The following is a 19,668-nucleotide window of genomic DNA, read 5'->3' on the forward strand; positions in this document are numbered from 1 at the left end:
TTTGATAACAAAATTGCAGGAATAGTTAAATGCCAGAGATGAAAAACCCCCGCCTAAGCGAGGGTTTTCCAAGGAGAAGTCATAATCGTGAGGGATTATTTTTTAAACTCTGGATACGCTTCCATACCGCATTCTGAGATATCAACGCCTTCGTACTCTTCTTCTTCGGTAACACGAATACCCATGATGGCTTTGATGACTAACCAAACCACTAGGCTTGTAGAGAATACCCATACGAAGATCGTCAGTGCACCTGCAATTTGACCGCCGAATGAAGCGCCGTCATTGGTAAGTGGCACAGCCAGTAGACCCCAAAGTCCCACCACACCGTGAACAGAGATAGCACCGACTGGATCATCAATTTTTAGCTTATCTAGCATTAGGATTGATACCACAACAATCAGACCACCCACAACGCCGATCAGTGTTGCACCTAAAGCGGAAGGTGTAGAAGGTTCCGCTGTAATCGCAACCAGACCTGCAAGCGCACCGTTTAGAAGCATCGTAAGATCGGCTTTGCCGAACAGAATACGCGCTAGGATAAGGGCACCAACGGCGCCACCGGCAGCGGCCGCATTGGTGTTTAGGAACACCATGGCAACAGAGTTAGCGTTAGCGATGTCGCCAAGTTTCAGTACCGAACCGCCATTAAAACCGAACCAGCCCAACCAAAGGATAAAAGTACCCAATGTTGCTAGTGGGAGGTTAGCGCCTGGAATCGCACGCACTTCACCGTTTGGACCATATTTGCCTTTACGAGCACCCAATACCAGAACACCTGCTAGTGCAGCGGATGCGCCGGCCATGTGTACAATGCCTGAACCGGCAAAATCAGAGAAGCCCATGTCACCTAGGTTGAACATGCCGAAGACATCAGCGCCGCCCCAAGTCCAAGAACCTTCCAGTGGGTAGATAACACCTGTCATGACCACTGCGAACGTTAGGAAAGCCCATAGCTTCATGCGCTCAGCGACAGCACCGGAAACAATAGACATTGCCGTTGCAACGAAGACGACTTGGAAGAAGAAATCCGATGCACCAGAGTAGATAGCACCACCTTCAAAGCCACCTTCACGGCCAGCGAAGTCAGTCAATGTAGACGCTACGTCTACGTCTTGAATACCCGATAAGAACCATGTGCCGCCGTACATGATCGCGTAACCGCAAACCAAGTACATGATACAAGAGATCGCGAACAGCGCGACGTTCTTAGTAAGGATTTCCGTGGTGTTTTTCGAACGGACTAGGCCTGCTTCTAGCATCGCGAAACCCGCTGCCATCCACATAACCAGTGCGCCACACACCAAGAAGTAAAAGGTGTCCATGGCATATTGTAAGTGAAAAATTTGATCTTGCATGTTTCGCCCCCCTAAAGGCTTGTAAGATTCTGGCAGTGATTACACTGCGTCTTCCCCAGTCTCGCCGGTACGAATACGAACCGCTTGCTCAAGGTTAACGATGAAGATTTTACCGTCACCGATTTTGCCTGTGTTGGCAGCATTGGAGATGGCTTCTACTACTTGGTCGGCCATGTCTTTAGCAATGGCTAGCTCAATTTTTACTTTTGGAAGAAAGTCCACAACGTATTCCGCACCGCGGTAAAGTTCTGTGTGACCTTTTTGACGTCCGAAACCTTTAACTTCTGTCACGGTGATACCTTGTACACCGATTTCAGAAAGTGCTTCGCGAACATCATCCAGTTTGAATGGCTTGATGATGGCAGTGATAAGCTTCATACCCACAGTCTCCTTAGTTAAGTCTGATGTCGTATCGCAGGTAACTGGGTATATTCAATATGTGTGCCAGCTTTAAAATTACGCGAAGAAAACCTCGTAAAGCCTTGTCTGGTAAGGGGTAGAGGGGAAACGTGCAAGAACGTACTCATTTGCACCGCTTAGTGAGCAAGACAGTAAATACATAGCTGTGCGTTATGGTGGTGCGTAATTCCTTATGGGACGGTTTTTTTTAGCGCTCTTATAGAACTATTTGATTGTTTTGCTTGGAAAGTCAGCCAATTTAACTGCCCTAATGCTGGGCACGGTTAATAAAATGGCGAACAGAAACTGTTCGATCGCCGTATCAAGTGCACCCTAACAACGCAAATGATAGATCTGGTAATTGACGGAATTGTGTAAAGACAGAAGGGGGGGCGGCATTTTATAATAATGGAAATACTCTAAATGAGAGAGAGCGTCATGATTGATCAATTTATTAAACAGTTGGGTTCTGGCCTAGAACAAGCGGCAGGTACACTGGGTAAGCTTCCTGCTGAAGAGATTCAACTTCAACTTCAGCAAGTAGCAAAAGACACTTTGACTAAAATGGATTTAGTCACCCGTGAAGAGTTCGAAGTACAAGCAGCAATGTTACAAAAGTATCGTGAGAAACTGGCGCAACTGGAAGCGCGCCTCGCCGAGTTAGAGCAAACTGAGGACAAGTAGTCTGTCAGAAATTTAGTGCCAGCCTTGTTGCCAGAGATCATCAAGCAATGCTTGCCAAGGTAGTTGGTAAGTATTCTTGGTGTACACTGCCTCAAGGACGATATCGATTACCACCTCGTCTTCATCCCGATCGAGGCGGGTAACGATAAAATGCTTTTCTTTATTTTTTGGAACAGTGGATGTCCATTTTGAGAGCAACAATTTATTAGGGTTCAACTTTTTGGTCATAAGTACCTCCTCATATAGATACGTGTGAGATTAGAAGTTGGATGTACTGGGCATATCAAGGAGTGATTATGAGCCTAGCAACAATCTATAGCCGTGCCCGTGTGGGTGTATCGGCTCCGCTTGTGACCGTAGAAACGCACATTTCTAATGGTCTGCCATCGTTAAATATCGTCGGATTGCCGGAAGCCGCCGTGCGAGAAGCCAAAGATCGAGTGCGTAGTGCGATCATTAACAGCAAATTCGAATTCCCTTTGCGCCGTATTACCATAAATTTGGCACCTGCCGATTTGCCAAAAGAGGGTGGTCGTTATGATTTGGCGATAGCTATCAGCATCTTATTGGCATCGGGACAACTCGGAGAAATAGAGCTACGTGATACCGAGTTTGTCGGAGAACTGGCTCTATCGGGTGATTTACGTGGTATCCCCGGTGTCTTGCCCTCGGCGATGGCAGCCAAAGAGGCGCAACGAAAAATGATTGTGCCTGCAGATAACCGTAATGAAGCAGGATTAGTAGATCATGAGATCTTTTTTGCTCATCATCTGACGCAAGTGACCGCGGCGCTGATGAAACTGTCCACTCTACAACGCTGTGAAGTCGAAGAGGTGTTTGTAGAAGACGTCATCGGCCATCGCGACATGGCGGATGTAAAAGGGCAGTATCAAGCTCGAAGAGCGTTAGAGGTAGCGGCGGCGGGCGGGCACAATTTGTTATTCGTTGGACCACCTGGTACGGGTAAAACCATGCTGGCTTCTCGTTTGCCTGGGATTATGCCGCGTATGACGGAACCTGAAGCGCTTGAAGTCGCTGCGGTACAGTCTGTCTCAGGCCGTAAAATGGGCACGGATTGGCATTGGTCAGAGCGTCCTTTTCGCAGTCCGCACCATTCGAGTTCAGCCGCGGCGTTGGTTGGCGGAGGGTCCATTCCGAAACCGGGAGAAGCCTCGTTAAGTCATCGGGGTGTATTGTTCTTAGACGAGCTACCGGAATTCGACCGTAAGGTGTTAGAGGTGCTGCGTGAGCCATTAGAAAACGGTGAAATTCACTTATCACGTGCTCGTGGCCAAGTCAGTTGCCCCGCGCGCTTTCAGCTGGTGGCCGCTATGAATGCGAGCAATGAAGCCTATAGTGGTGGACAAGACTATTACCAATCCAGTGCCAGTCAGAAATACCTGCGTAAACTCTCCGCCCCTTTTTTAGATCGCATTGATTTACACGTCGAAGTGCCGCCGTTACCAACAGATGTCTTGGTGAACCAAAGTGAAATGGGTGAGGCGAGCTCAGCGGTACGCCAACGGGTTGAAGCCGCCGTTGCACGTCAACGAGCGCGGCAAGGCGTGCAAAATGCACAATTAAGTGGCCGCGAACTGGAGCGTATTTGTGCCTTGAGTGAATCGGATAAGCTGTTTATGCAACAAGCGTTAGAGCGCTTAAAGCTTTCAGCAAGGGCTTATCATCGAGTATTGCGAGTCGCCTTGACGTTAGCGGATTTGGAGAGTGTTGATGTTGCACGAAAGCATCTTATGGAGTCTTTAAGTTACCGCAAAATGGAAAAAATGCTGGCGACGGTCGTCGGTGGGGCATGATTTCATTAGGAGTAGCGTGCGGTATAAGCCGCATATTACTCCTAGAGATAACGGTTGATATAGTGTCTTACGAAACACTAAAAATAGAGAAAGTACAATTTTCTATTCGATGTGCCGTTTGATTTTCTATTCGCGCATTCGAAAGGACTTGGCTGATTTATTCACATGCTTCCAAGCATTAAATATTGAGATTTTTTATATAGAGTAGATGGAGGGGTGATTGAAATTGGTGTTAATTAATAGTGGTTATTGCGATAATTAATATAATTTAAGTTTTGGTTTATTTCTATCAATCTTCTAATAGGATAATTTGGTGTTATACCGTATTTTAAAATTCAGCTGCATTTTTCTTCTTCTATCATCAAGTCTTTTGGTGCATGCACAATCGACTATGCTTTGTGAAATATCAACAGTTAGCGATAAAACAGTCAGTGTTAATGAAACCAAGTATGGTAATGACATCAAATATGATTTTCAGATTATAGATGATGAAAATATAATATCGATCACTATAGGCGTTATTAGGTTAGAACATCACTCTATTTTGTTCCAAAACTCTGCTCAAGAAACCTCTAAGAAAGAGGTAGTTGAAAGTTCTCACAACGAATATGAAAAAATGTGGGTGGAAGAGCTTTTTCATAAAGTTACCTTGTTGCATTCTGAAAATAGAATATGGGAGGGAAACCCTTCAAAAATATCGCTTTGGAGAGCAGAGTTAAAAGAGAATCGCAGTATGATTGGTTTTTGGTCAGTCGCAAGCGATGAAGAGTTGTTTGTAATTTTCTTTAACGGTTTTAGAGTTGCCAATGACAAAAGTTTAGTGTCTGAAGATTTAATGATTGCTGCTGTTGATGAAATAATAAGTAAATGTAATGTCGTATCAATTTAAAAAATCAGATGTAGATGAAACACTGAGCTGATATTGTGTATATCTATTTAAATATAGAGAGTTAGTCCCTATTAAAGCTAAAAAGCGGATGAGTTGAATAAACCGCAACACGGGACTTACATCCCGCGCTGCGAATGAAGATAAAGATTAAAAATCGTACTGTGCACTTAGGTAAACACGACGACGCTCACCTAAGTTCGAACCGATATTACGGTTAAAACCGGAGGTTGCGTAGACTTCATCAGTTAGATTTTTAAGGGTGGCTTGTAATGTCCAGGCGTCAATTTGAGTTTGCCATGTAGCATCGTAAACGGTGTAAGGCTTCACTTTTTGATGATCACGGTTGTACTGTTCGCTAACGTACTCAGCGCCTACCGACACAGATGAGGATAGGCTAGGAAGATCGTAACGAGTCCAAAGACCTAGCTGATGCAGCGGGGAGTTTGAGAACCGACGCGAGTCGCCTGCGGCAAATTGAATGCCGTCTTCGTTATCTTGTTTGATGACGGTATCGTTGTAAGCGTAGCTCAAGTTCGCCACCCAACGATCGGTAATGTCCGCCAATACATCGATTTCTGCACCTTGGCTGCGTACTTTGCCCAATGCGATTTTCATGTCGCTGTCATTTGGGTCTTCCTGAAGGACGTTTTCATGCTCGATATGGTAAACCGCCAGATTTACGTTTAAACGGTTGTTGAGCCAGTAGGTGCGCACACCGGCTTCCATTTGTTGGCTTTGTTCAGGATCAAACGGGCCGCCTACAGAGGCTTGCTGGTCACTAGCGCTTTGCGGCTGATAGCCAGTCGAGAACGATGTATAAGGCTTAATATTGTCTGACCATTGGTAAGTAGCACCTAAGCGCGTATCCACACCTTGGTCTGAGTAATTGGCATCGTTGGATGCATTACGATGATCGGTAAAGTCTTCTTCAAAATGATTTAAGCGTACCCCAGCCACCAAGTCCAAGCGATCAGTAGCCGCCCATTGGTCTTGAAGGAGTAGCCCTAACTGTTGTGAAACCGTCTGGCTATCAGTGCGCAATGCCAGATCATATTGACTCACATCAGCGTTATAAACAGGGGTTGCAAGGCTCAGAGTGTCCGGATCATTAGTGCGGTAGTACAGGTAATCATAGGTATTACGAGTGTAATCGGTTCCGACTAAGATCGTATGATCGTTCAAATCAAACACTAGGTTACTCGATAGTGTGACACCTTCATTGGTACGCAGCTGGTCACGATATTGGCGACGGATAGCATCGTCTACACCGTCGTTATCAGTATCGGTTAAACCACGTGACTCATGGTACTTCTGAGTCTCTTCACCTTTAAAGTAGCGCAGCCCCAAGTCCCAAGAAACATCCTGCGTTAAATATTGTTCAAGCTTAGCTTGGAACGTCTCGGCATCTAATGCTTGGTGATCACCAGGTTCATTGGCATTCCATGAATCGTCCGCTAAGAAGTTGCCGTCATCGTCTGTAGGGATGCCACGTAGGCGAGCACCATGGAGTGTTTGATCAATATTCGTGTATTGCAAAGTGAGCAATGAATCGTCGGAAATATCCCAAGCATAACCAAGATCGATGTTTTGATTGTCTTGGTCGACATTGTTGCGATAAGAGCCACTTTCATCTTGATATAAAGAGAGACGGTAACGCTGGCTGGCATCAGCGTTGATTGGGCCTGAACTAGACAGTTGCTCTGAGTGATAGTCTTTGTTGCCCGCGCCAAGCTTTACAAAGTTTTCTTGTTCGTAAGTGGGTTTCTTGGAGACATAATTGATCACGCCACCGGGTTCACCGGCACCGTACAAGGCACCAGCAGGACCTTTAATGGCTTGCACTTCTTCGACATTGACGAGTTGAGGAACAGTGAAGAACCCTTTGTAAGGGTTACCGCGCATGCCATCGTAGAGTTGCTCATCTTGGTGAAAACCACGGAACGTCACTGTGGAGACGTTATCTTGTGATACCCCTGAAATAGAGCGATACAGGTCAGTTACTTGATGAGCCGCTTGATCCTCAATCAATGTATTTGTCAGTACTTGTACCGACTGTGGTGTTCTATCAATGTCCGTATCCGTACGTGTGCCAATGCTGACAGCGTCTTCTTTATAATGTGACAGGGCGCGCCCTGTCACAATCAGCGTATCCAATGGCTGATTTTGGCTTGTATTGTTACTGTTATTGGGCGCGGCGATGAGCGGTAAAGAGAGTAACAATAGGCTAGAGGAAATGATCGGATAGTTCATAAGACCTTTTTATTTAATAAAATGGGATTAAAGGGCGAAATATTAGTCTTCCACGACACACATGGGGGTGCCGGAAACGGGATCTTGGTGGATTTGCGCACTGAGGCTAAACACGTCTTTGAGCATGGCGGAAGTGAGTACTTCCTCAGGGGAGCCTTGGTATTTCAGCTCACCGGCTTTCATCACCACGAGATGATCGCAATAACGTGCTGCTTGATTGATATCGTGCAGCACCGTAATGATGGTTTTGCCTTGATTGTTGAGCGCTTGCAGCTGATGCATCAATTCCACTTGGTGGTTAATGTCCATATACGTCGTGGGTTCATCTAACAGTAGGTAGGGCGTGTCTTGCGCCAATACCATTGCAAGCCATACACGTTGACGCTGGCCGCCGGATAATTCGCTGACCAGTTGGTCGCGCAGCTCGTAGGTTCCAGTTTGCTGCATCATTTGCTCAACAATCTGATGATCTTGAGTGCTGAGTTTGCCCCAAAAACCAGTATAGGGACTGCGGCCATACGCCACGAGATCTTTTACTTTAATGCCTTCGGGGATCGGTTGTGTTTGTGGCAACAACGCGAGCGCTTTGGCGAGTTGTTTAGATGGATAATGGTGCAGGTTTTGTCCTTGCCAATGCACTTCTCCAGACATCGCCGGTAAGATGCGTGCAAAGCACTTCAATAAGGTCGACTTGCCGCAGCCATTGGGACCTAATAAAGCAATAAAACGGCCATCGGGTAGGGTTAGGTCCATCTTTTTCACAATGGTGTGACCATGATAGCCAACACTCAGTTGGTGAGCGCTTAGGGACATCGTTATTTCATCCTCAACAATAGCCATAGGAAATACGGAGCGCCAATAATGGCGGTTAAGATGCCGGCCGGTAATTCAATCGGTGGGGCTAGCGTACGCGCAGCTAGGTCTGCGGCTAAAAGTAAGCAGGCGCCTGTTAGCATAGTGGCAGGTAACAATGATTGGTGACGACCGCCCACGAGTTTGCGGGTTAAATGGGGAGCTACTAAACCTAAAAAGCCAATTGGTCCGCATACTGAGACACAAGCGGCGGTTAATGCGACGGCGATCGCCAACGACAACAAACGCACAGATTGTGGCGACACGCCTAGACTGTTGGCGCTGTCATCACCCAGATCGAGCACATTTAAATACTTACTTAGGCCTAGGGCGAACGGCATGAGTACAAACCAAGGGAGTAAGGCTTGTAGTTGAGGCCAGCTGCGCCCCCATAAACTGCCCGTTAACCAAAGCAAGGCATTGTTAATTTCCAGCGGCTTTGTCAGCATCAAAAAGTCGATACAGCTGGCCCAAAAAGCGGCGAGTGCCACACCGGTGATCGCAAGTTTGATGGCACTGCTGTGGGCACCGCATAAGTACCACAAGATCAATGCCGCGCAGAGACCGCCACTTAAGGCCACTTCTGGTAACCATTCAGTCGATGCACCGTTGAAATAGGTCATGTAAAAGACCGCCGCTAGACCTGCGCCGTGGCTGACGCCAAGCACATCGGGGGAAGCCAGCGGATTGCGAATCACGCCTTGTACTAATGCGCCGGACAGCGCCAGTCCTGCTCCGACCAAAATTGCTAAAAAGAGGCGCGGTAAACGGTATTCGTACACAGTGAAATGCTGTTCAGAGCCGACAAACAAGCCTTGCCAAATATCGTGAAGAGAGAGCGAAACGGCACCAAACAGAAGGTTGGCGAGGCTTAAAGCAAACAACATAATCAGAGCGAATGGGAAAAAACGTTGCGCAGTCATAGGGTGCGTTTTCGAACCAGATAAATAAAGAAAGGCGCCCCAATCAATGCCAAAATGGCACCCGCAGGGGTTTCCATAGGATAAGTAACAGCACGGCTTAAGGTGTCTGCCAGCGTCACTAAGAGCGCACCGATGATCATGGCAACAGGTAGGCACAAACGAAAATCTTGGCCAAACATTAATCGCGCAATATGAGGCACGATCAATCCGACAAAGCCGATACTGCCGACGGCACTGATGGCAGCGCCGACTAACATCAGCACCAGTACGCTGCCGAACAATTTGCTGCGCAACAAATTGATGCCGAGATTACGTGCATTATCTTCGCCGAGTTGCAATACATTCAACGATGGTGCAAGGCCTAGAGCGCCGATAAGGCTGATGGATGCGACGGGCCAAAACGTTTGCCACGTTTGCCAGCGAGCGTCGGCAAGACTGCCTGCTAACCAAGTCATCACTCCTGCGGCTTGATCTTCTTCCATGATAACAACGGCTTTTGTTAACGCGGCGCACAAGGCTGAAATGGCTACGCCAGCTAACACCAAACGACCGTGTTCATTCGCACCGACACGCCAGGCACTGCCTAGAAGCATTACCAGCAGCCAAGCAACGCCGCCACCCAACATGGCGGCAATAGAGGTACTGAGTGCTCCATATAAAAAAGGCAGTGTCGACACCAGCGCCATGCCCAGCGCGGCACCTGCGTTAACGCCTAATACCGATGGCGCTGCCAGCGGATTACGTGTGAGCCCCTGCATAATCGTTCCAGCAGAGGCCAAGCAAGCGCCCACTAACAACGCAGTAAGCAGACGCGGTAAACGTAAATCCAGCACAATACGATGGGCTATGCTCTGGTCATTAAAGCTTGTGAACGCATGCAAAACATCTGCGCCACTGACGGGAACAACCGACCAAGCAAATAGATTCCAACAGCTGATTAGCAGCAATCCTAGACACAGAAACAGGCCAAGGCTGACTGACCGAAAGAGGCGAGACATGTTTAGGGCTATTGCTCAGAGAAGATTTGAAGTAGATCGTTTGCTATGTGTTCGGCGGCTAAAATGCCACGGCAGCGAGACCAGATATTAGGATCGACGCGATAGACATGATCATTTTGAACGGCCGTTAGAACGGTCCAAAGTGGCTCGTTGCTCCAGTTATCGACAATACTGGGGTTGGCATAGTGTCCGACAATTAAATATTCAGGATTTAAAGCGACCAGCTGCTCTAAGCTGGTTTGACGATACGCAGAGTCGTCGCGATCAGAGACGGGGGTTTGCATCCCTAATGCCTGAATGACACCACCGGTATAGGAATCGTCCGTATGAAGGAACAGTGCATCCGCTCGTGCAACGCCAAATTGTAATATGGCATGATCGGGTAACTGCTGCGCTATGTGGGCCATAAATTGCTGATGTTGGACCAAACGATCCGTCATTTCCTGCTCTTTACCCACGACTTTGGCAATGATGCTGGCGGCTTTTAAATTGTCAGAATAGGTTTCGCGACGAGAGGGTAAAATCAGTGTCGGCGCGATTTTTTGTAAATCGTCATAAACAGATTCATGGCGGGAAATATCGGCGATGATGAGATCAGGTTTTAAAGAAGCGATGACTTCAAGACTGGGCTGAGAACGAGTACCAACCGACTGCCAGTCACCAATGACCTGTTGAACGGCAGGTAAAACGCGACTTTTATCTTTATCGTCGGCAATCCCGATGGGAGCCACGCCGACCGATGCCAGCGCATCAGCAAAAGAAAACTCTAAAACGACAATACGTTGAGGGGTATGGTCTAGAGTGAACGTGCCTTTACTGTCTTGGACAGTCACAGCATAAGCAGACGACATGAACATCAACGTACACAGAGTGGTGGTTAGGCGTTTAATAACAGATAAAAGCATGGTAAATGAGTCTTTAATAAAGTATTAGATAATGATAATGCTTATCAAAATTATTTGAAAGGCAATCTTATTTCAATTTTTATCGGTCAGAGTAGAAAAATGTCAAAAGCCTGTTCTTACCGGTGCAAGCTGTCATACAAAAGGGCAATGTGTGGTTATTAAGGCATAGACATTGAAAGATTGGCTCTATACATTCTGGGCATTGTGGCTCTCTACTGAAATGATGCTTCTATCGCATCACGGAGTCATGTTGAGTGGCCTAAAAACGCTACGAACCTAATAAAAATACATAGGAGTGTATTCATGATTATTCAGCTTTTCCCATTGTGGGCGCTGTTGTTATCGGTGATGGCTTATTTGCAGCCAACATTGTTTGTCGATTTTAAAGGTTATATTTTGCCGTTGCTGATGGTCATCATGTTAGCCATGGGATTAACGCTGAGCCCAAAAGACTTCAAAGCCGTAGGTAAAAACGCTAAAGCAGTGGGCGTGGGCGTGCTGCTACAGTTTTTGGTGATGCCGATTACGGCTTTGCTGATCGCAACACTGTTTGGTTTTGATAGTGAGCTGACGGTAGGCATGCTACTGGTAGGCAGTGTAGCGGGTGGCACATCATCCAATGTGATGTGTTATTTAGCGAAAGGGGATACGGCTTTATCGATTTCCATGACGGCTATTTCAACCCTTCTAGGGGTTGTGTTCACACCCTTACTGGTGGCTTGGATGATCGGTACCTCTGTGGATGTCCCGGTCAGTTCAATGCTGCTTAGTTTTGTGAAAATTGTGCTGGTACCGGTTGCCATTGGAGTATTACTTAATACGTTAGCCCATGGCTTAGTACGTCGAATTGAACCTGCACTCAAGTATGTTTCTATGTTTGCCATCGTCTTTATTATTGCCATTGTGGTGGCGTTGAGTGCTGGCAAAATTGCCTCTGTGGGCGCATTGGTTGCTGTCGCGGTGATATTGCATAATGCAACGGGTCTAATTTTGGGCTATTGGGTCACTGCATGGTTAGGGTTTGACAAAAAAGTTTGTCGAACCATCGCTTTTGAAGTCGGTTTACAAAATTCAGGCTTAGCATCAGCGCTGGCGGTTAAATTCTTTACACCTGCGGCGGCCTTGCCTGGCTCCATATTCAGTGTGTGGCATAATATATCAGGATCGCTATTGGCCAGTTATTGGAGCAAAAAACCGATCAAAGAGGCGACTGAGTAAATCGCTTTGAATGTCCTGTAAAGTAGGCGGAGAATTTCGCTTATTTTGCAGGCTCATTAAATATGACGGTTGCTTCACAGCCAACCTTGTTCTGATTTTTAATCGAGAATTGCCAATCATAGCGGCGACATAGATCTTGTACGATCAACAGCCCTAAACCGTGCCCGGTACTTTCTTTTAAAGGGTTAAAGCCTTCTCCTTCGTCGCATACCTTGATGCAGTGTTCGGTCATATAAATATGAATGCTGCCGGTATTGGATGCAGCGATGCTGTTGCGGATAAGGTTGCCGACGACAATATCTAATACCGCATGAGAGGCTTTAATCACTGGGGACCCAGTCACGTCAGTTTCTAAACGCAGCTGTTTGGCCTCGGCCTGTGCTTTGTTTTTATCAATAATGGTTTGTAGGTCGGTTTCTGAAACAGAATTCAAGGGCGTGTTTTGAGCGCTTTTCTCATAGCGTACTAAGCTGAGCAACGCATCAACCATAGTGAGCATGTCTTCGGTAGCACTTTGAATACGAGTCAATTGACGTTTTGAAAAAGGGCTATTGGTTTCTCGCGCAAGTAAGCTGCTCGAACCTTTCATAATAGTTAACGGCGTGCGCAATTCATGGCTCGCGTAGCGTGCAAAGGCCTGCTCTCGCTTTACTAGGGAATCGATATCTGAACGATATTGATTCAATGTCTCTGCCAGTGTTTGGAACTCTTGCGCCGATTCTTTGGTTACCTTGAAAACCCGTTTTGTATCTCCCTGATGTTGTTCAAGTTGAGAACAGAGCTGATTGATCGGTGTGATTAGGCTTTTAGACAGTCGCGTTAACAAAGCAGTAAAGCAACCAATGAGTACCGCCACTAAGCCGAGAACGATCGCCATGACATTGATATATTCCTGATGAGTAATCTCAATCTCGTCAATGCGAGACACTAATACCAAGCGTTTATCCTCGCCATTTTGGATGTAATTTGACATGTACAGCATTCTTGATTCTTCACCGTATCCGACTTCTCCGAGAAAAGAGGTGTGTTCTGAAAGGTAAGCTTGGATAGCCTTAGGCGCTGCCTGCAAACCGTTGTAAGCAATAGTGAGCGGGTCTAATTGAATGGATGTTGCATTGGGGTGAGAAATGAAAAACTGAATGGCTTCTCGTTTATCAACCATGATGCGTCGCTCTCCCACACGATCTTCAGACCAAGCCAATACTGCGCTGATTAATATCAAACAAAAAATCCCGATGATGATGGCCACCATGGTAAAAAAAAGTGCCAGACGGGAAGTCATACTTTTTGCGTTACGAAACAGTGCTGTCATCAGAGTTGACCTCTAGGTAGAAGCCAATTTTTGGCTGCGTTTTCAAGATGTTGCTTTCAAAAGGCTTATCTAGCTGGCTACGAAGTTGATAAATGTGACTGCGTAAAACATCATTATTGGGCTTTTCGTCTTGCCATAATTGATAGGCAATGTCTTCTTTCGTCACCAAATTTGGCGCTTGAGACACGAGGATTTTTAAAATGGTAAAGGTTGATGGGGTGAGTGCAAGCAGCTTCTCTTGCCGGTAAGCCTTACCGCTTTTCAAATGGATACTGATATCGCCATAGCGAAGAACACTGGTCGAGACATGTCCTGAATGGCGTCTGATTAATGCTTGCACGCGCGCGTACAAAATATCTAAATCGAATGGTTTGGTTAGATAATCATCCGCGCCGACATCGAGCCCGCGCAGTTCATCTTCGCGGCTATCGAGCGCTGTTAGCATCAAAATAGGGGTACTAATACCTGCATCACGCAGTCTTTGGCAAACTGTCACGCCATCAAGCCTTGGTAGCATTAGGTCGAGTAAAATGATGTCAAAGGTATTTTCTAAAGCAAGCTTCAGGCCCAGCTCGCCATTGTCGGCGTAATCGAGTTCCATATTATTGCATTCAAAGAAATCAAACAGCATACCTGCTATGTCTCGATTGTCTTCGATCAGTAGTGCTCGTTGCACAGTAGTAACCTCATTTATGCGCATGCCATTGCATCATTATCGCTGAAAAAGCGTGAAAAAAACGTCAATGACAAGTTCTTCACAGCGCCCCACATACACTGCAGGCATTATCCAATAGTAAAGCAGGCTAAGCCCATGTCAGTGATTAAAAAGACGGTGAATTACGTTAGTGAAGGCGAGCGTTCATCACACCCAATACGTCATTTTGCTCCAATTTTATCGGTCATTGTACCGTTTTATAATGAGCAGCAGGTATTGCCCGAGTTTCATCGCCGTTTAACGCAGGTATTGGATGCTTTGCCTGAGCACTGCGAAGTTTTATATGTGGACGATGGCAGCAGTGATACTAGCTTGATGGTGGCACAGAGTTTCCCATCAACCACTAGCTCTATACGTTGCATTGCTTTAAGCCGTAACTTTGGTAAAGAGTTTGCTATGTGCGCAGGGTTAGAGCACGCCAAAGGCCAAGCCGTTATTTTAATCGACGCTGATCTACAAGACCCGCCAGAGTTGATACCCGATATGCTACAGGCGTGGCGTGATGGCGCTGATGTGGTGAATATGAAGCGCAGTTCGCGACAGGGTGAAAGCTGGCTTAAGCGTTTTTCTGCGGCGACGTTTTATAAGCTTCTGAATCGTTTAGCAGCGCTCGACATTCCGGAAAACGTGGGAGATTTTCGACTGTTAAGCGCTCGGGTTGTGGGCCATATCAATGCCTTGCCTGAACGTAATCGTTACATGAAAGGGTTATTCAGTTGGCCAGGGTTTACGCAAACAACGCTGATGTTTGAGCGTGATGCGCGCTTTTGCGGTGAAACAAAATGGAACTATTTTAAACTGCTGGGATTAGCAATGGACGGACTGACTTCTTTTTCAGTCAGACCCCTTCGTCTTGCCACGTTTGTCGGCGCCGGCTGCGCACTGCTGTCGTTCGGCTTTGGTCTGTGGATTATCGTTAAAACACTGATGTTTGGCGAACCGGTCAGCGGTTATCCCTCAATGATGGTGGTGATGCTTGGTCTAGCTGGCGTGCAGCTTTTATCGATCGGCTTACTGGGCGAGTACGTAGGTCGCATCTTTGTGGAGGTAAAGCAAAGACCTTTGTATCTGATTCAGTCCATACATGAAAAACAGCCTGTTGCGGCGACTAAGGTTGTAGAAGACGCGTCTGTCTCCTTAATGGAGAAAGTATCATGATGAGCCTACGTCGAAACCATTTATGGTTGTTACTGATCTTTGCATTATTGCTGCGTTTGATTTCTCTTGCGACGTATCCATTAATGGACACAACAGAAGCGCGCTATGGCGAAATGGCACGGCTCATGGTTGAAACGGGCAACTGGTTAACCCCGCAATTTGATTACGGTGTGCCATTCTGGGGAAAACCGCCGTTATTCACTTGGATGAGCGCCTACGGTATTAAACTGTTTGGCTTGAATGAGTTTGCTGTACGTGCCCCACATTGGTTAGCGGGTGTGGCAACGATTTTGCTGATCGCTTGGGTCGCTCGTCGCTTAGGCATTAATGCACTTATTGCGGCCGTCGTGTTGGCTACCTGTGGCATTTTTTCCATTGCAGCAGGCGCTGTGATGACGGACATGGCGCTGACTTTATCGCTCACGATTGCCATGATTGGTTTTTATTTAGCGTGGTTGCAAGACAGTCCGAACAGTCGCTGGTGGGGCTATGTCAGTTTTATCGGGCTCGCGTGTGGTTTGCTGGCGAAGGGGCCTTTGGTGTTGGTCTTAATGGGTATGACGGTGATGCCTTGGTTGATGTGGCAACATGGTGTGATCAGTGCTTGGAAAGAACTTTGGCAGCGCTTTCCTATTGTAACAGGCTGTATATTGATGCTGGCGATCGCTTTGCCATGGTACTTGATGGCGGAAGCCGCGACACCAGGATTCTTAGATTATTTCCTAATTGGTGAGCATTTTAAACGCTTTGTCGTCAGTGGTTGGCAAGGGGACCTATACGGTTCTGCGCACGACCGTCCACGTGGGATGATTTGGTTATATTGGCTGCAAGCCGCATTCCCTTGGTCAATTGTGCTTCCTGTGTTGGCGTGGCGCCGTCGTGCGCAAATAAGCACCTTTGAGTATCAGCATAAAGGGTTGTTAAGCTTTTTATTGTTATGGTTGCTCTCGCCATTGTTGCTGTTCACCATGGCGGGGAATATTTTACCTGCTTATGTTTTACCCGGCGTGCCCGCTTTGGCACTACTGATTGCATTGTTCATTAAGAAGCGTGATACAAAGTGGTTTTCTGGCGTAGCCATGATTTTACCTGTGTTACTGATGATTATGATGTTGGTTTTAAACATGGGTAAAGCCGATACGCGTAGCGATCGGATTGTGTTTGATCAGATCAACGATGAAGACCCTGTTTACTATTTGAAAGAAAGACCTTTCTCGGGACAATTTTACAGTCATGGGCAGGCTAAGATTCTTACCGATAATGAGGTGTTAGCAGATCTATCACACTTTTATTTGATCGGTAAAAAAGAGGAACTGAACGACTTCGTTCACCAACAAAAGTTGAGCTGCAATCAAGATTTTGATTCACCTTCGGGACGAATATTATTCGAATGCTCTCGCTTGAGTCATCGTAGCCTAGCAGGTCACTTTGATACGAATTAACCGGATCGATTAACAGATAGTATGATGCGAAAGAACTGACTGGTGTAGAATAGCCACCTATTTACGAATTACTGGTGTCCACTCATGAGTCAGTCTCTTCCTTCAATCAGCCAACGCATGCGAACCTTAAATGAGCGCCAGCTCGAGGCGGTTAAGCAAATTGATGGGCCACTGTTGGTGTTAGCCGGGGCTGGCTCAGGTAAAACCAGCGTAATCACCACCAAAATCGCCTATTTGATTCAGACGTGTGGCTTCAAAGCCAACAGCATTGTGGCCGTGACCTTTACCAATAAAGCCGCACGCGAAATGAAAGAGCGTGTTGTGAGTATGTTGAGTAAAGAAGAAAGTCGTGGCCTCAGCATTTCTACGTTCCATAACTTAGGTCTGAATATTCTGCGCAAGGAGTATCGAAAGGCAGGACTTAAAGAAGGTTTTACACTGTTTGATGCACAAGATGCCTTGGCACTGGTCAAAGAAATTCTGGATAAAGAGTTCAACGGTCAAATGGATGCGGCAAACTATTGTCAGCATACGATTTCCAATTGGAAGAATGATCTGATCCCACCGCAAGAAGCCCTTACTCAAGCCGACACCGAAGAGCTTCAATTGGCGGCCCAAGTGTATGGTCAGTACCAACGCTACATTCGCGCTTACAATGCGGTGGACTTTGATGATCTGATTTTGTTGCCGGTCAGTCTGCTGATTTCAGACGAGCCTTTGCGTGATAAATGGCAGAAGAAAGTGCGCTATTTGCTGGTCGACGAGTGCCAAGATACCAACGCCAGCCAATATGAAATGATTCGTCAGTTGGCGGGTTTTCGGCGCTGTTTTACCCTTGTAGGGGATGATGACCAGTCGATCTATGCATGGCGTGGTGCTCGTCCAGAAAATCTAGAGCAATTATCAGTCGATTATCCGAACTTGAAACTGGTTAAGCTGGAGCAGAACTACCGCTCTACCCGAACCATCTTGAAAGCGGCCAATACCTTGATCGCCAATAATCCCCACGTGTATGACAAGGCTCTTTGGTCCGACCTGGGGATTGGAGATCCCATTCGGGTGATGGTAACGCGTAATGAAGACTCGGAATCTGAGCGTGTGGCCGCGGAAATACAGTCGCGTCATTTACGCCACAATATTCCCTACAAAGATTTTGCCATTCTCTATCGCGGTAACCATCAAGCTCGCCTTCTGGAAATCAAACTGCAGGCGTATCGTATTCCTTACAAAATGAACGGTGGCACGTCGTTTTTCTCCCGTGCAGAGATTAAAGATTTAATGGGCTATTTGCGTTTGTTGGTGAACCCTGCCGATGACAATGCGTTTTTACGTGTGATCAATTTGCCACGCCGAGAAATCGGACCTGCCACGCTCGAGAAAGTGGGGAATCTTGCCAATCAATTGCATGTGAGTTTGTTTGAGGCGGCGGGCGATAAAGCACTAGATGAAACAGTGACTGGGAATCCACTGCGCAGCTTAAGGGAGTTTGAGTCTTGGATTCAACGCTTACGTCAGAGTTTGCATAAAGGCTCGCCAGTCCCTGTCATAGAGCAAATGATTCATGACATGGATTACTTTGGTTGGTTACAAGAACAAGCGGGTTCGCCGAAAGCCGCAGAGCGCCGTATTGAAAACGTACGTTTCTTAATTGAATCGATTCAGCGCATGATGGAATCTGCATGGGAAGAAGACGAAGATGCCGGGCTGGATCATGCCATTTCCAAGCTACTGCTGATTGATATGCTGGAACGTCAAGAGGAAGAAGAAGACGAAGACAAAGTTCAGCTGCTGACACTGCATGCTTCTAAAGGCTTGGAGTACCCACACGTATTTTTGATTGGTTGCGAAGAGGAACTGCTGCCACACCGCAACAGCATAGAGAGCGATGATATTGAAGAAGAGCGTCGTTTAGCGTATGTGGGAATCACGCGTGCCAAAAGTACCTTGTGTATCACTATGGCATCTAAACGTCGTCAATATGGTGAAGAAATAGATTGTTTACCTAGCCGTTTTTTGGATGAGCTACCAGAGGAAGACTTAGTCTGGGAAGGTCGAGGCGATGAGAGTGCCGCCCAAAAGAAAGAGCAGGGTAAGGCCTCGTTGTCAGCACTAAAAGCCATGCTTAATTCATAGAAACGAATAATACGATGACATAAAAAATGGAGGCCGCGGCCTCCATTTTTCGTACTAAACCGCAGACTTATTGGCTGTTGTCGACCATGTACTCAATTGCCCCTTTGATCTCATCATCCGAACATGTCGTACATGTACCTCGAGGTGGCATTGCATTGATACCATTGATGGCATTACTCATCATTGAATCAAAGCCTTTTGCGACACGAGGTGCCCAATCACCAGCGTTGCCAAACTTCGGTGCACCCGCCACGCCCACGGAATGACACGCGGTACAGAATTGATTGTAAATCGCTTCTCCAGAACGTGGACCATCATTTGCGGCAACCGCGGCGGCAGATGACACTTCACACTCTTCGCCAGAGATACACACATTTCCAATAGGGGCAACGCGAGCCGCAATGTCTTCAGGGCTTTGTCCGATCGCGCTCACTGTTGAACTCATCAACGCGGCAACACCAGCGATACTCATTAGAGTGAACAGTTTGCGACTAAAAGTTTTGATCAGCGAACTCACTATGATTTTCCTCGATCCAAAATAGGCCAGTTGAGATGTTTCAGTGGCGCAGTATAACCAGCCCTGTTTTTTGTCGAAACCAAATTAGCACGAAAGTTGGA

18 protein-coding genes are annotated in these 19,668 nt (G+C 46.8%); 7 read left to right on the forward strand and 11 right to left on the reverse strand.

Annotation, left to right across the window (positions count from 1 at the left end):
* Positions 1-95: 95 nt before the first annotated feature.
* Positions 96-1,358 carry an ammonium transporter gene (locus tag ACPUEK_RS06150; RefSeq protein WP_067217070.1) on the reverse strand — a complete coding sequence of 421 codons (1,263 nt, stop codon included), beginning with the start codon at positions 1,356-1,358 and terminating at the stop codon, positions 96-98.
* A gap of 39 nt (positions 1,359-1,397) precedes the next feature.
* Positions 1,398-1,736, reverse strand: coding sequence for a P-II family nitrogen regulator (glnK, locus tag ACPUEK_RS06155; RefSeq protein WP_067031261.1), 339 nt, complete (start codon positions 1,734-1,736; stop codon positions 1,398-1,400).
* Between the two features lie 459 nt (positions 1,737-2,195).
* On the opposite strand from glnK, the gene ACPUEK_RS06160 reads away from it, so the two are divergent.
* Positions 2,196-2,441: an accessory factor UbiK family protein gene (locus ACPUEK_RS06160; RefSeq protein WP_082866139.1), complete on the forward strand. Its 246-nt coding sequence runs from the start codon at positions 2,196-2,198 to the stop codon at positions 2,439-2,441.
* Positions 2,442-2,453: 12 nt separating this feature from the next.
* Here ACPUEK_RS06160 and ACPUEK_RS06165 read toward each other — a convergent pair whose 3' ends face one another.
* Positions 2,454-2,669 carry a TIGR02450 family Trp-rich protein gene (locus tag ACPUEK_RS06165; protein ID WP_067031255.1) on the reverse strand — a complete coding sequence of 72 codons (216 nt, stop codon included), beginning with the start codon at positions 2,667-2,669 and terminating at the stop codon, positions 2,454-2,456.
* A 68-nt stretch (positions 2,670-2,737) separates the two neighbouring features.
* Between ACPUEK_RS06165 and ACPUEK_RS06170 the strand changes: the two genes are divergently transcribed.
* Both ACPUEK_RS06170 and ACPUEK_RS06175 read left to right on the forward strand, forming a co-directional pair.
* Positions 2,738-4,255, forward strand: a complete 1,518-nt coding sequence (locus ACPUEK_RS06170; RefSeq protein ID WP_425642672.1) for a YifB family Mg chelatase-like AAA ATPase — start codon at positions 2,738-2,740, stop codon at positions 4,253-4,255.
* Between the two features lie 313 nt (positions 4,256-4,568).
* Positions 4,569-5,144 (forward strand): hypothetical protein, encoded by a 576-nt coding sequence (locus tag ACPUEK_RS06175; protein WP_425642673.1) that lies wholly within the window; start codon positions 4,569-4,571, stop codon positions 5,142-5,144.
* Between the two features lie 147 nt (positions 5,145-5,291).
* Here ACPUEK_RS06175 and ACPUEK_RS06180 read toward each other — a convergent pair whose 3' ends face one another.
* The 5 genes from ACPUEK_RS06180 to ACPUEK_RS06200 are packed head-to-tail and all read right to left on the reverse strand — an operon-like array spanning position 5,292 to position 11,072.
* Entirely contained in the window at positions 5,292-7,394 is a 2,103-nt protein-coding gene (locus ACPUEK_RS06180) for a TonB-dependent siderophore receptor (RefSeq protein WP_425642674.1), read from the reverse strand.
* Between the two features lie 42 nt (positions 7,395-7,436).
* Complete coding sequence (fecE, locus tag ACPUEK_RS06185; protein WP_425642675.1) at positions 7,437-8,207, reverse strand: Fe(3+) dicitrate ABC transporter ATP-binding protein FecE; 771 nt, start codon at positions 8,205-8,207, stop codon at positions 7,437-7,439.
* Positions 8,208-8,209: 2 nt separating this feature from the next.
* The gene (fecD, locus tag ACPUEK_RS06190; protein ID WP_425642676.1) at positions 8,210-9,169 is read right to left on the reverse strand and encodes a Fe(3+) dicitrate ABC transporter permease subunit FecD; all 960 of its coding nucleotides are present in this window, start codon (positions 9,167-9,169) and stop codon (positions 8,210-8,212) included.
* On the reverse strand, positions 9,166-10,167 hold the full coding sequence (locus ACPUEK_RS06195; protein WP_425642677.1) for an iron chelate uptake ABC transporter family permease subunit: 1,002 nt from the start codon (positions 10,165-10,167) through the stop codon (positions 9,166-9,168). The genes fecD and ACPUEK_RS06195 overlap by 4 nt, the downstream gene beginning before the upstream one ends.
* A gap of 8 nt (positions 10,168-10,175) precedes the next feature.
* Positions 10,176-11,072 (reverse strand): Fe(3+) dicitrate ABC transporter substrate-binding protein, encoded by an 897-nt coding sequence (locus tag ACPUEK_RS06200; protein ID WP_067217091.1) that lies wholly within the window; start codon positions 11,070-11,072, stop codon positions 10,176-10,178.
* 303 nt (positions 11,073-11,375) lie between these two features.
* Between ACPUEK_RS06200 and ACPUEK_RS06205 the strand changes: the two genes are divergently transcribed.
* Positions 11,376-12,290, forward strand: coding sequence for a bile acid:sodium symporter family protein (locus ACPUEK_RS06205; RefSeq protein WP_425642678.1), 915 nt, complete (start codon positions 11,376-11,378; stop codon positions 12,288-12,290).
* Positions 12,291-12,330: 40 nt separating this feature from the next.
* On the opposite strand, the gene ACPUEK_RS06210 is transcribed toward ACPUEK_RS06205, so the two are convergent.
* Both ACPUEK_RS06210 and ACPUEK_RS06215 read right to left on the reverse strand, forming a co-directional pair.
* Positions 12,331-13,602 (reverse strand): sensor histidine kinase, encoded by a 1,272-nt coding sequence (locus tag ACPUEK_RS06210; protein WP_425642679.1) that lies wholly within the window; start codon positions 13,600-13,602, stop codon positions 12,331-12,333.
* Complete coding sequence (locus tag ACPUEK_RS06215; protein ID WP_425642680.1) at positions 13,583-14,278, reverse strand: response regulator transcription factor; 696 nt, start codon at positions 14,276-14,278, stop codon at positions 13,583-13,585. Before ACPUEK_RS06215 ends, ACPUEK_RS06210 begins: the two co-directional genes overlap by 20 nt.
* Positions 14,279-14,413: 135 nt before the next feature.
* Here ACPUEK_RS06215 and ACPUEK_RS06220 point away from each other — a divergent pair, with 135 nt between their 5' ends.
* From ACPUEK_RS06220 to rep, 3 genes are all read left to right on the forward strand, one after another.
* Complete coding sequence (locus tag ACPUEK_RS06220) at positions 14,414-15,475, forward strand: glycosyltransferase family 2 protein (protein ID WP_425642681.1); 1,062 nt, start codon at positions 14,414-14,416, stop codon at positions 15,473-15,475.
* The gene (locus ACPUEK_RS06225) at positions 15,472-16,917 is read left to right on the forward strand and encodes an ArnT family glycosyltransferase (protein ID WP_425642682.1); all 1,446 of its coding nucleotides are present in this window, start codon (positions 15,472-15,474) and stop codon (positions 16,915-16,917) included. Before ACPUEK_RS06220 ends, ACPUEK_RS06225 begins: the two co-directional genes overlap by 4 nt.
* Before the next feature lie 84 nt (positions 16,918-17,001).
* Positions 17,002-19,050 carry a DNA helicase Rep gene (gene rep / locus ACPUEK_RS06230; RefSeq protein ID WP_067031221.1) on the forward strand — a complete coding sequence of 683 codons (2,049 nt, stop codon included), beginning with the start codon at positions 17,002-17,004 and terminating at the stop codon, positions 19,048-19,050.
* Between the two features lie 67 nt (positions 19,051-19,117).
* On the opposite strand, the gene ACPUEK_RS06235 is transcribed toward rep, so the two are convergent.
* Positions 19,118-19,567 carry a c-type cytochrome gene (locus tag ACPUEK_RS06235; protein WP_231872558.1) on the reverse strand — a complete coding sequence of 150 codons (450 nt, stop codon included), beginning with the start codon at positions 19,565-19,567 and terminating at the stop codon, positions 19,118-19,120.
* Between the last annotated feature and the right edge of the window lie 101 nt (positions 19,568-19,668).

The organism is Marinomonas gallaica, from assembly GCF_049821165.1.
Lineage (GTDB): Bacteria > Pseudomonadota > Gammaproteobacteria > Pseudomonadales > Marinomonadaceae > Marinomonas > Marinomonas gallaica.